This window comes from Streptomyces chengmaiensis, from assembly GCF_029846775.1.
Classification (GTDB): Bacteria; Actinomycetota; Actinomycetes; order Streptomycetales; family Streptomycetaceae; genus Streptomyces; species Streptomyces chengmaiensis.
Genome location: NZ_JARWBG010000022.1, coordinates 22,919 through 34,784, shown reverse-complemented (window position 1 = coordinate 34,784; position 11,866 = coordinate 22,919). Strand labels below are relative to the sequence as shown.

Genomic DNA, 11,866 nt, shown 5'->3' with positions numbered 1-11,866 from the left:
TGCCTACCCCGCAATCCGGACAGTGGTGTTGGCGCCCCAGATCGCCAGGCTGAGGAAGAAGTCGAGGACGTTGATCGCGACGATGGACGTCCGCACGGCACGGCCGACCGCGACGCCCACGCCGGCCGGTCCGCCGCTCGCGTAGTAGCCGTAGTAGCAGTGCACCAGGATGATCACGATGGCGAAGACGACCACCTTGCCGAAGGACCACAGCACGTCGACCGGCGGCAGATACTGCTGGAAGTAGTGGTCGTAGGTGCCGGTGGACTGGCCGTAGTAGCCGGTGGTGATGGTCCGTGCGGCGAAGTACGAGGACAGCAGCCCGATCACATACAGCGGGATCACCGCCGCAAAGCCCGCGATCATCCGGGTGGTGACCAGGAACGGCAACGAGGGGACGCCCATCACCTCCAGCGCGTCGGTCTCCTCGCTGATCCGCATCGCGCCGAGCTGGGCGGTGAAGCCGGCCCCGACCGTCGCGGACAGCGCGAGCCCGGCCACCAGCGGGGCGATCTCCCGGGTGTTGAAGTACGCGGATATGAAAGCTACGAAGTTGGAGGTGCCGAGCTGGTTGAGCGCCGCGTAGCCCTGGAGCCCTACCTCGGTGCCGGTGAAGAAGGACAGAAACGCGATGACGCCGACCGTGCCGCCGACGACCGCGAGCGCGCCCCGGCCAAAGCTCACCTCGGCCAGCAGCCGCAGCACTTCCTTCTTGTAGCGGTGCAGGGTGCGGCCGGTCCAGGCGATCGAGCGCCCGTAGAAAGCCAGCTGGACGCCGAGCTCCTCAAGCGCGCGCAACGGCCGGCCGAGCAGCCGGTGCGTCAGCCCTGTCATACGTCCCGTCAGAGCCATCCCTTGCTATCCCCTCTGCGGAACGACTTGGAAGTAGACGGCGGTCATCACGAAGTTCGTCACGAACAGCAACATGAAGGTGATGACCACCGACTGGTTCACGGCGTCGCCGACGCCCTTCGGGCCGCCCTTGGCGGTCAGCCCCTTGTACGAGGCGACGGTCGCGGCGATCGCGCCAAACACCAGCGCCTTCAGCTCGGCCGCCCAGAGATCGGACAGCTGGGCGAGCGTGGTGAAGGAGGCGAGATATGCGCCGGGCGTGCCGTCCTGCATGATCACGTTGAAGAAATAGCCGCCGGCCACCCCGACGACGGAGACCAGGCCGTTGAGCAGCACCGCCACCAGCATGGTGGCCAGCACCCGGGGCACCACCAGCCGGTGGATCGGATCGATGCCGAGCACCTGCATGGCGTCGATCTCCTCCCGGATCTTGCGTGCGCCCAGATCCGAGCAGATCGCAGTGCCTCCGGCGCCCGCGATCAGCAGGGCGGTGACGATCGGCGACGCCTCGCGCAGCACGGCGAGCACCGATGCCGCACCGGCGAACGACTGGGCGCCGAGCTGCCGCGTCAGACTGCCGATCTGCAGGGCGATGACGGCGCCGAAGGGGATGGAGACCAGGGCCGTGGGCAGGATGGTCACACTGGCGATGAACCACGCCTGCTGGATGAACTCCCGGATCTGGAAGGGGCGGCGCGGTAGTGTCCGCAGGACGTCCAGGGCCATGGCGAAGAGACTGCCGGTGTGGCGGAGCGCGCCGAGGGGGGACAGGCTCATATGTCTGTCACCGCCGCCTCGCGCTGGTCCGTCTTATGCGCCGGTTTCGCTTCGTCCTCCGGTTCCGCCTTGGCCTCCGGTTTCGCTTCGCGTTTGGCGATCGCCTCCCAGCGGGGCGGGCGCGCAAGGCCGGGACTGGGCAGCAGGCGGGGCGTCATGCCCGTGTCCGTGGCCGCCTTCGGACCGGACTCCCCCTTCGCGTTCCGCCCCTCCCGCTCCCCGAGCTGCGCCAGCTCCTGCTCGACCTGGGCGGCGTCCTTCTCCTCCGCCATGCCGATCGGCCCCTGCATCCGGCCGTTGAGGAACTGCCGTACGACAGGCTCGTCGCTGGTCAGCAACTGCTCCCGCGGCCCGAACATCACCAGCTCCCGCCGGAACAGCAGCCCGATGTTGTCCGGGACCTGCCGGGCCGATGCGATGTCGTGCGTGACGATCAGAAACGTCGCGTCGATCTGTGCGTTCAGATCCACGATCAGCTGGTTGAGATAGGCCACGCGTACGGGATCGAGCCCCGAGTCGGGCTCGTCGAAGAGGATGATCTCCGGGTCGAGCACCAGCGCCCGGGCCAGTCCGGCCCGTTTGCGCATACCGCCGGAGATCTCGCCGGGGAGCTTCTCCTCGGCGCCGATCAGACCGACCATGTCCATTTTCTCCAGGACGATCCGCCTGATCTCGCTCTCCGGTTTGCGGGTGTGCTCGCGCAGCGGAAAGGCGATGTTGTCGTACAGATGCATCGACCCGAACAGCGCGCCGTCCTGGAACAGCACGCCGAACAGCTTGCGCACCTCGTACAGCTCGTGCTCGCGGAGCTTGGTGACGTCCTGTCCGGCGATGGTGACGCTGCCGCGGTCCGGCCGCAGCAGACCGACGAGCGTCTTGAGGAACACCGACTTGCCCGTGCCGGAGGGGCCGAGCATGACGGACACCTCCCCGGCGGGCAGCGTCAGCGACACGTCCTGCCAGATGACCTGGTGGCCGAAGGATTTCGTCAACCCTTCCACACAGATCTCGACACCCATCCGGTTCACCCTCCACGCCGGGGAGCAGCTCTGACAACCGCTCTACGGGGAGGGGCGGGGCGTCCGTCGCGAGAAGGCGAAGATTTTTTACGTGGAGGACATCGCGCAGGACGTCAGGGATGCGGTACGGAGGGAGGCTGCGTCATATTCGGGATGTCTGGGACATTCTGAATATCCGCGATGTCATTGACAGTCACCGCTTCCGGTACATCTGGCACTGCGGGGATCTGCGGGATCTGCGGGATCTGCGGGACCTCGGGCACGGCCGGCAGTGCGGGCGACACCTCCGGCACGGACGCCTCCGGCAGCACCTCCGGGAGGGAGGCGGCCGCCAGGCCCGGCGACGGGCCGGGGGAAGCGCCGTGACCGCCCTCCGCAGGAGCCGCCGCAGGCTGCGGAGCGGTCGGCGCGGGCGGGGGCGCTGGGGCCGCCGCGGCTTCGGGCGCGGCTTCGGGCGCGGCCGACCGGACCGCCGCGGAGCCCGGAGGGCGTGTCTCGGGCGTGTCCTGGACGAAGGGGACGACCAGGCCCGCCGCCACGGCCAGTGTCGCGGCGGCAGACGCCGCGACCACGGCGTGGGCGGGCGCGCCCGCCTGACCAGCCTGGTCCCGGCCGCGTCCGATCAGCCACAGGCCGAGCGCCAGCGTGCCGGCCAGCGAATTACGCAGCGTACGCCGGGCCCTGGCCAGCAACGACTCGACGGCCTCGTAGCTCAGATCCATCTCCCGCGCGATCTGCCCCACATCCCGGTCCTCCGACTTGAGCCGGAGGGCCTCCGCCTGGCGAGCGGGCAGCTCCCTGCTGCGGAACGCCACCCAGGTGGCCTCGGCGCGATCGCACACCGCCTCCTCGACCGGCGCCGGCCCGGAGGGGCTGAGCGTGGGCGCGCCGCTCACCTGGGCCTCACGGCGGACCTGCCGGTGGCGGTCCACGCACAGCCGCATGGTCACGGTGGTCAGCCAGGCGCCCAGCCGGGCGTCATCGAGATGGGCGCTCTCCGCGGCGCGCAGCATCGCCTCCTGGACGGCGTCCTCCGCGTCCTCAGCACTCATCGACCTGCGGCGCGCCACCTTGAGCAGTTGCTCGCGGTGACTCCACATACGCTGCCACCGCTGATGGGCCGCGTCATCGCCCGGTCCCGCCGGGTGAGCGGGACGTATCTCCGCCGACATGAGGCCCCCTTGCGCTCAGGTCCTGATCGCGGGGAGGTTACCGCCGGGTATCCGCCCTTGGGTACCCCTCTCCTCATATCAGGGGCTCCTCCTCCGAACCCCCGCGCCTCAGTCGCCGGCCGGGCTGGGTTTGTGGCTCCTGGGCCTCAAGTGCCCAACGGGCTGGAATTTCCAGCCCGTTGGGGAGACCCGTACGGAGTCTGGGGGAGTTTGAGGAAACGGCCGCAGGTCGTACGGCAGGGGCGCGGGGCGGCAGCCCCGCAGACCCTCCCCCGGAGGGGGCTGGGGGCGGAGCCCCCGGTTTCGGGAAGGGAGGGGTATGGAAAACGCCCCGGCCCACGCCCCTAGCCCACGGGGCCCAGCCCCACGGCGGAGGGGAGAAGCCCGTCGTCCGGCACCTCGGGGACGGGCACAGCGGCGGTGCCGGGCAACGGGCCCGTCTCCCCGGCGTCCGCGGGGCGGCTCGCCGCGGGAGAGGGCGACGCCGTGGCCGTGGCCGCCGGCGAAGGGCTCCGCGACGGCCGGGGGGCCGGAGCGGCGCGCGTCGGCTCAGGCCCGACCCGCGACTCCGGCCGGCGCTCCGCCGGCCGGGGCGCCGCCTTAGCCCCCGAGGAACCCGCACCGCCCCGGCCCCGCACCACCCGATGCCCGTCCGCGAAGTACGCGTACCACGCCAGCACGACCCGCAGATACTCCCGCGACCGGTTGTACGCGAGAACCGCCCGCTCCAGATCCCCCGGCAGCGCCAGCCGCCGTCCGCCCGCGCACAGATAGCGCCCTGCCGCCAGTGCCGCGTCATAGACGTTGTGGGGGTCGGCCCTGCCGTCCCCGTTGCCGTCGGCGCCCCATCTCGCCCAGGTGGATGGGATGAACTGCATCGGCCCGACGGCCCGGTCATATGTGACGTCGCCGTCGTACGCGCCTTTGTCGGTGTCCCGGATCAGCGCGAAGTGCCGGCCGTTCAGCTGCGGGCCGACGATGGGCGCGGTCGTCGTGCCGTCCGTGCCGGTCCGGCCGCCCCGCGCCTGGCCGGACTCGACCTGTCCGATCGCGGCGAGCAGCTGCCAGCGCAGACCGCACCCGGGGGCGCTTCGTGCCAGCGCCGCCTCCGCTTTCCGATAGGCGTCGAAGACCGTCGCCGGAACGGCGGCCCCGCGCCCGGCCCCGTACGCGGCCGCGCGCCCGGCCCCGGCGTCGTCGGCGGACGCGGGCAGACCGCGCACCCGCAGCGGGGGCAGCTCATGCCGGTAGTAGGCGTCCCCCGGCATCTCCTGCTCCGGCGCCGTGACCGCGGCCCGCCCGGGAGCGGCGGCCCTTACGGGCGTCAGGCCCGGCCCCTGCGATCCGGTGAGCGCCACCATCGCCGTCGCCGCGGCTGCCGTCCTCGTCAGCTCCCTGCGCATACGCCGCATACGCCCCGTCATGGATCAGGCCCTCCCCTGTCGCCGCCGCGCCGAGCCAGGCGCGGCACGTCGTCCCGTGCTCTATGTGCTTTACGGGGCGGGGAGTCGGGTCCGTCGCGGAAAGATGTCAGATCCTCGGGCTAGTGTGCGGCCGTGAGCCGTTACGTCGTCGTAGGATTCGGGCCCGCCGGGGCCGCAACCGCTCGGCTGCTGGCCGAGCAGGGCCATTCGGTACTGGTCGTCACCAAGTCGGGCCGGAGCCCGGAGCCCGGCATCGAGCATGTGGCTTTGGACGCGACGGACAGCGAGAGCCTGATCCGCGCCGCGCAGGGCGCTGCCGCGGTCTTCAGCTGTGCCGCACCGCCGTACCACCGCTGGGTGAGCGACTGGCCGCCGCTGGCGTCGGCGCTCTGCGCGGCGGCCGAGGCGACCGGGGCCGTCCTGGTCATGCTGGGCAACCTCTACGGGTACGGACCGGTGGACGGGCCCATGACCGAGGAGCTGCCGCTCGCGGCGACCGGCCCCAAGGGGCGGGTGCGCGCGGCCGTTTGGGAGCAGGCGCGGAAACTGCACGAGCAGGGCCGCATCAAGGCGGTCGAGGTGCGCGCCTCGGACTTCTTCGGACCCGGTGTGACCGACGGCGGGCATCTGGCAGGGCGGGTCATGCCGCGACTGCTGCGCGGCAAGCCGGTCTCCACGCTCGGAGACCCGGACGCCCCGCACAGCTGGACCTATCTCCCTGATGTGGCCGGCGCCCTGGTCGAGGTCGCGGAGGAGGAGCGGGCCTGGGGACGGGCCTGGCACGTCCCGACGGCGCCTTGGCTGTCCACCCGGGAGATGGTCGACCGCCTCGCCGCCCGGGCGGAGTCGGGGCCGGTCCCCGTGCGCAGGGTGCCGCCGGCCGCCCTGGCGGTCGCGTCGGTCTTCTCGCCGCTGATCCGTGGACTGAAGGAGATCCGCTACCAGTTCGACCGTCCGTTCACCGTGGATTCAAGCGCCTACGAAGCCGCGTTCACGGTACGGGCCACCCCGCTCGACGAGCAGATCCGAGCGACGGTGGACTGGTGGCGTGAGCGGCTGGGCGCCGGGTAGGGAAGGCCGCGTTCCCCTCACTCGGCCTCTGAGGTGTCGTTGACCGGCGGAAGGCCCTGCATCTGCCGGTACTGGTCCATGATGGCCGTGATGGCCTGGAGGTTCTCCTTCTTCATCCCGGCCGCCCGCATCGCCACGGAGCGGACGCCCGCCTGCCGGAGCGCCTCGATGGCGGCGACTTCGCTCAGCACCGATTCGGCAACCTCGTCGTCGAAGAAGTAGGCGACCGACACACCGAAGAAGCGAGCCAGCGCGGCGAGCAGGTCCGGTGAGGGATTGGAGCGTTTGCCCGTCCGCAACTGCGACAGATACACCCCTCCGACCCTGAGTTCGGGGTTGATCCGCTTCAGCTCCTCCGCCACCTCGGCATTGGTCCAGTGCCTGCCCTTGGGGCGAACCGTCTTGAAGAGCTTGTCCAGGCGCACGGCCAGCTTGGGCCGGTCCTCGGTCTCGGACATGGTGTATCTCCCTTCTGCCACCTCCTTGGTTTAGCTCTCAGCTATCTACCATTTTCGCAGATTAGCTGCTAGTTGACAATCGAGCGCGAGTCCGCCAACGTGGACCCCGCCGATAGCTGACAGCTAACTTTGCTCACGGGGGTAGCCGAGTTGACCGCCGGCTATCGGCCCGGCCCGGCCTCGGGGGACGGGCCGGACCCGGGAATCGCCCGGGCCCGGCGGAGCGCCGCGCGGCGTCCCGCCGGACCGGGCCGTTCGCCGCGCCGCTTCGCCAGCCCGGCTCTCTCAGGCCCATGGCCCGACTCTCTCAGGCCCCCATGGCCGGTTCTTTCAGGCCCGTGGCCCGGCCGTCGAGGCGATCGACCCACCGCCCCGCCCGCGACCGAAGGCTCGGCGCATGGAGCCGTGGCACCCATCGGCATCACGCCCCGGGACGGTCGCCTCGCGCGTTGCCGCTCCGTAACCGGCGGGCTGTACGGTGGCCCACCAGCGGCGAGAGGCGGAGGGAGGCACCAGAGATGCTCGGTCGGGCCGTAGTGCGCCGGCTGGCTCTGCTCAGCCTCTGCGTCGTCGCCCTGGGACATGGCTTCGCCGGAGCGGTCACTCACCTCCCCCACCATCCCGCCCATGTGCCGGTGACGACGGCCGGGGCGTACTCCGCTCCGGAGGCGGGCGGCGAGGAGGATCGCCACGACGGGCACGCCGGCCCCGCCTGCGAGATCGTCACCGGGAGCGCCCCCGGCTCCTGCCACCCGGCCGCCGGTGTGCCGGTCAGCCCGCTGGACATGGAGCTCTCCGCGGTCCTGTCACCCGGGGGATTCGTTCCTTCCCGGTCGCCGCCGAAACCGTCTCCGGTCGTCCTGTCCGTGTTGCGCATCTAGACGAGACCGCCCGCCGCCGCTCGCGCGGCGGCCGGGTGAACAGAGGTCTCGATCTTCATGTCACGCGGAAAGGACGCACATCACTCATGGGAGCACGAAGCAGAAAGGAAAGACGGAGCACGGCGGACCCGGGCGCGGGGCGCGTCGTCGCGGCCTTCGCCTCACTGGGAGCCGCCGCGATCCACTTCGCGGCCGCCCCGGACCACTTCGCCGAATGGTGGGCGGCGGGCCTGTTCTTCTATGCGACCGGGGCCTTCCAGGCCGGATGGGCGGTGGCCGCACTGCGCTTCTCCGGCCGGGTCCTGATGGGGACCGGCCTCGTCGCCAACGCGGGTGCGGCGGCGGTCTGGGCGGTCAGCCGGACCGCGGGGATGCCGGTCGGGCCTGGCGCCGGTGTGCCCGAGGAGACCGCCGCGGCCGATGTGACAGCCGTCGTCTTCGAGGTGGTGATCTGCCTGGTGGCGGCGTGGAGGCTGCGGCGGAGCACCGGACGGGGCTTCGCATCCCCGATCAGGGCCGTGGCCCTGGCCGGCGTCTCCGGCGCGGCCGTGATGGGGCTGACCGTGCCGGCGGTACAAGGAGCCCTCAGTCACAGCCACGGCCACGGCACGGCGGACGAAAGCACTCCGCACGGCCATGGCGAGGACGGCGAGCACGGCGACGGTGATCACGGCGACGGCGAGCCCGAGGGCGGGGACGCCGGGCAGCCGGACGGCCACAAGAGCGGCGACCCGGAGGAGGGCTCCGCGCCGGACACCGCCCCTGCATCGGCGACGCCCGCGCCGCACGACGCGGACACGCCCGCCGCGGAGTCGCCGGAAGACGCCCACGGTCACGACGACGACGAGCCGCACGGGCACTGACGCCATCACGGTCCGGAGGGTCGGGTGCCCGGCCCTCCGGACCGGATGGGCGGCTCACCCCTTCGGTTCGGATGGGCGGCCCGCCCCTCTGGACCAGACCACCGGGCACAACCCCTCTGGACCGAAGGACTCGGATCCCTCCGGTCCTTCTCCGGTCCCTCTCTGACCCCTTCCGGCCCCTCCGGCCCCGAAAGGCTGTGCCCGGTGGTCCGGACCGCGGCGCTGGACGGGGCACGAGCCGTGTCGCCGCGCCCCGTCGGCCCCGTCCGCCCCGTCGGCCCCATCCGCCCATCCGCCCCGTCCGCGCCGCCGCGCCGCCGCGCCCCGCTCACCCCCCGGTCGCGGCGATCGGCCGCAGGCTGACCCCGTGGGCGCCCAGCCTCTCGGGCAGATCGGCGAACACGGAGAGTTGCTCGATGTGGTGGACTCCGGCCGGAACGCCCTCGGTGAGCAGCCCTCGCGCGACGTACGCCGCCGTCAGGCCGGTCACCCGGCTCTGTTCGCGCCCGGTGAGGGCCTGGGTGGCATGCCGGTCGCCGCGGTGGGCGTCGACCCGCACCGCGAAGCCGTCGCCCCCGATGTGCACCCGGCTGAAGAGCCCGGTCAGCAGGCGCTGCAGCCTTGGACGCCGGGCCCCGCGCAGCAGTCCGGCCCTGCGCAGTGCGAAGAGCGAAGCGGTCAGCGGACGGGAGTCCAGGCACAGCCGGGTGGTCGCCTCCGGAACGCCGAGTGTGCGGCGCAGGGTGTGCTGGTCGGAGAACGGGAACGGATGGGCGGTGCGTGTTCCGTATCCCGGCAGTGCCGTACGCGCGGGCCGGGCCGGGGCCGGTTCGGCGAGCCCGTCCACGGTCCAGCGCAGTGCGTCGGCGCCGTGCCGCTCCCCGGAGCCGAGGAGCACGGTGATGTCCAGTCGCTCGGCGCCGCCGACGGCGTCGTGGACGCGGCGGGCGAGCAGGTTGGTCAGCCCGGGCGCGACGCCGACGCTGAGCACGGCCGTGGCGTCGGTTCCGACGGCAAGACCGTGCAGGTCTCCCACGGCGTCGAGCAGATGGCGGGTCGCGCCGACGTCCACGAGGTGAATCCCGCGCTCCAGGCACAGGCGCGCGACTGCGGCGTCCGCGGGCTCGACGCACAGCACCACAACGGCGACGTCGCCCAGGTTGTCCAGGGCCTTCCGGAAGCCGTCCGCGTCGCTCACGTCGAGCCGCACGCCCCCGTGGGACCGCGCCCGGGCCTCATCGCGCCCGCCGGGCACCACCCGCCCGGAAAACCACTCCGCCAACGTGCGGGTGACCTCTGCCCCGACCGCGCCGTACCCCCCGGCGACGAGAATCCGTCCCGCCCCGCCACTCGATTTCACTGTAGTCATGCTCCAGTGACTACACTGTAGTCTCGCTACAGTCAAAGTTGTCGGACGAGGAGGCAGCACCGTGCCCGCGCCCCTGACCCGTGCAGAGAAGGCCCGTCGCACGCGCCGTCGGATGCTCGACGCCGCCGCCCGCCTCTTCGTCGAACGAGGCTGGACGGGCACGACCGTCGAGGACATCGCCCGCACCGCCGAAGTCGGGGTGCAGACCGTGTACTTCACCTTCGGCAACAAGCGCGCCGTGCTCAAGGAGGTGCTGGACGCGACGGTCGCCGGCGACACCGATCCGGTCGCCACGCTCGACCGCCCCTGGGCACGGGAACTCCTCGCAGAACCCGATCCGGCCGCCCAGCTCGCCTGCCAGGCGGCCGGCGCCCGCCGCATCCTGGAACGCGCGGCGCCCGTCCTGGAGGTCGTACGCGGCGCGGCGGCCTCCGACCCCGAACTCGCCGAACTCTGGCGGGCCAACCTGCACCAGCGGCATGCGGTCCAACTGCGCTTCGCACAGGCCCTGACGGCCAAGGCCGGCGGCCGGCTGCGCGACGGTCACGGCGCGGAGTCGGCCGCCGACATCGCCCTGACCGTCCTCGGCCCGGAGACGTACGTCCTTCTCGTCACCGGGCGCGGCTGGTCGCCCGCACGCTGGGAGCGGTGGGCCGCAGACGCCCTCGTACGCCAGCTCCTCCCCTGAACGACCGCGGGTCCGGCCGAACGGCCCCGCCCGGCGGCGGCGCAGGCCGGCCGCCGCCGGGCCGAGGACGCCGGACGAATCCGCCAGCCGGTCTCAGTGGCCGTCGCCTGCGTCCACCGCGAGGCGCTTGGTGAAGGAGGCACCGCCGTCGGTCGACTCGTAGATTCCGTCCTGGGTGGCGACGAGAACGCGTTCCGCGTCGACGGCCGTCAGCGCCTGGGTCTGACCACCGGGGGCCGTTCCGGTCTTCTGCCAGGTGACGCCGGCGTCGGTGCTGCGGTGCAGCCCGCCGGAGTCGTCGAGTCCGTACAGGGCGTCGGGCGCGGCCCAGGAGAGGAAGGCCATGGTCGGCAGGGTTCCGGCGGCGAAGGTCCGGCCGCCGTCCGTGCTCTTCGCGACACCGTCGGGCGTGGTGGCCAGGACGGTGTCCGGGTCGCCGGGATCGACGGCGATGTCCAGCGCCTGCAGACGGGCCCGGTCGTCCCAGGCCGCTCCGTCCTTGCTGACGCGGAGCTGGGCGTTGGTGCTGTCATAGCCGTAGACGACGCCGTCGACATGCTCGAGAGCGTGGAAGTCGGCCTCGCCGCCGAGGGAGCGGGTCTTCCAGGTCTTCCCGGCGTCGGTGCTCTCGATCAGCCCGTGGTGGACCGGCCCGCCGGAACCGGGGGCCGGGTGCCCGCTGGCCAGGAACCTCTTCGGCCCGGCGACGGCGAAGCCCATGAAGTCGTCCTTGCTGTCGCCGACCCGGACGGGGGCTCCGTCCTTTCCCGCGGTGAAGATCCCGTCGTGGGTGGCGACGTAGAGCCGCTGGTCCGCGGGGTCTACGCCGAGGCCGTGCACATGCCTGATCGGCGTGGTGTGCGCTTCGCCGTCGGCGTCGTGGCCGCTCTCGGCGCGGGTGGCGTCCGTGCTGGTGGTGGCCGTCGTGCAGGCGGTCAGCGCCAGCGCGAGGAGAGCCGCGGCGGCGATGGCCCGGGTACGGGTCGCTGCGTTCATGTTCACGTCCTGAAGTGGTCGTTCCGAGGTCTGGGGAAGGGGCACAGGGGCCGGTGGCCCATGGCGGCGTCGCGGTCGGCTTCGCCGATGCCGCGGCCCGCGGCGGGTGAGGGCTCGCCGACGCCGTCGGCAGCGCTGCGGGGCCTCGAGCAGTCGGGGGAGCCCGGTGCACACCGGCGGCCGGGTCGGCGCAGCCGCGAGCGCGGCCGTCGGCGGGGCGGCCGCGCATCGCCCGGAGACAGCCGCGCATCGGCCCGGAGACAGGGGATACGCGTCGCGCTTCGCCGGGCCGGTCC

Annotated in this window: 12 protein-coding genes; 4 read left to right on the top strand and 8 right to left on the bottom strand. The window is 72.3% G+C overall.

Annotated features, from left to right (window positions below; all coding sequences use genetic code 11):
* Positions 1 to 3: 3 nt before the first annotated feature.
* The 5 genes from QCN29_RS19265 to QCN29_RS19245 form a co-directional block, all read right to left on the bottom strand.
* Positions 4 to 834, bottom strand: a complete 831-nt coding sequence (locus tag QCN29_RS19265; protein ID WP_279929554.1) for an MlaE family ABC transporter permease — start codon at positions 832 to 834, stop codon at positions 4 to 6.
* A 24-nt stretch (positions 835 to 858) separates the two neighbouring features.
* Complete coding sequence (locus QCN29_RS19260; protein WP_279929553.1) at positions 859 to 1,629, bottom strand: MlaE family ABC transporter permease; 771 nt, start codon at positions 1,627 to 1,629, stop codon at positions 859 to 861.
* Positions 1,626 to 2,648, bottom strand: coding sequence for an ABC transporter ATP-binding protein (locus QCN29_RS19255; RefSeq protein WP_279929552.1), 1,023 nt, complete (start codon positions 2,646 to 2,648; stop codon positions 1,626 to 1,628). Before QCN29_RS19255 ends, QCN29_RS19260 begins: the two co-directional genes overlap by 4 nt.
* A 113-nt stretch (positions 2,649 to 2,761) precedes the next feature.
* Complete coding sequence (locus tag QCN29_RS19250; protein ID WP_279929551.1) at positions 2,762 to 3,820, bottom strand: RNA polymerase sigma factor; 1,059 nt, start codon at positions 3,818 to 3,820, stop codon at positions 2,762 to 2,764.
* 344 nt (positions 3,821 to 4,164) lie between these two features.
* Positions 4,165 to 5,244: a lytic transglycosylase domain-containing protein gene (locus tag QCN29_RS19245; protein ID WP_279929549.1), complete on the bottom strand. Its 1,080-nt coding sequence runs from the start codon at positions 5,242 to 5,244 to the stop codon at positions 4,165 to 4,167.
* 132 nt (positions 5,245 to 5,376) lie between these two features.
* On the opposite strand from QCN29_RS19245, the gene QCN29_RS19240 reads away from it, so the two are divergent.
* Positions 5,377 to 6,315, top strand: a complete 939-nt coding sequence (locus QCN29_RS19240) for an NAD-dependent epimerase/dehydratase family protein (protein ID WP_279929548.1) — start codon at positions 5,377 to 5,379, stop codon at positions 6,313 to 6,315.
* A 17-nt stretch (positions 6,316 to 6,332) separates the two neighbouring features.
* On the opposite strand, the gene QCN29_RS19235 is transcribed toward QCN29_RS19240, so the two are convergent.
* On the bottom strand, positions 6,333 to 6,773 hold the full coding sequence (locus QCN29_RS19235; RefSeq protein ID WP_279929547.1) for a helix-turn-helix domain-containing protein: 441 nt from the start codon (positions 6,771 to 6,773) through the stop codon (positions 6,333 to 6,335).
* A 518-nt stretch (positions 6,774 to 7,291) separates the two neighbouring features.
* Between QCN29_RS19235 and QCN29_RS19230 the strand changes: the two genes are divergently transcribed.
* Positions 7,292 to 7,654 (top strand): hypothetical protein, encoded by a 363-nt coding sequence (locus tag QCN29_RS19230; RefSeq protein WP_279929546.1) that lies wholly within the window; start codon positions 7,292 to 7,294, stop codon positions 7,652 to 7,654.
* Between the two features lie 86 nt (positions 7,655 to 7,740).
* A complete protein-coding gene (locus QCN29_RS19225; protein WP_279929544.1) occupies positions 7,741 to 8,517 on the top strand; it encodes an ICP22 family protein in 777 nt (258 codons plus the stop codon).
* 328 nt (positions 8,518 to 8,845) lie between these two features.
* Here QCN29_RS19225 and QCN29_RS19220 read toward each other — a convergent pair whose 3' ends face one another.
* Positions 8,846 to 9,886 (bottom strand): saccharopine dehydrogenase family protein, encoded by a 1,041-nt coding sequence (locus tag QCN29_RS19220; RefSeq protein WP_279929542.1) that lies wholly within the window; start codon positions 9,884 to 9,886, stop codon positions 8,846 to 8,848.
* A gap of 61 nt (positions 9,887 to 9,947) precedes the next feature.
* On the opposite strand from QCN29_RS19220, the gene QCN29_RS19215 reads away from it, so the two are divergent.
* Complete coding sequence (locus QCN29_RS19215; RefSeq protein ID WP_279929541.1) at positions 9,948 to 10,574, top strand: TetR/AcrR family transcriptional regulator; 627 nt, start codon at positions 9,948 to 9,950, stop codon at positions 10,572 to 10,574.
* Between the two features lie 93 nt (positions 10,575 to 10,667).
* On the opposite strand, the gene QCN29_RS19210 is transcribed toward QCN29_RS19215, so the two are convergent.
* The gene (locus QCN29_RS19210) at positions 10,668 to 11,570 is read right to left on the bottom strand and encodes a F510_1955 family glycosylhydrolase (RefSeq protein ID WP_279929539.1); all 903 of its coding nucleotides are present in this window, start codon (positions 11,568 to 11,570) and stop codon (positions 10,668 to 10,670) included.
* Positions 11,571 to 11,866: the final 296 nt, after the last annotated feature.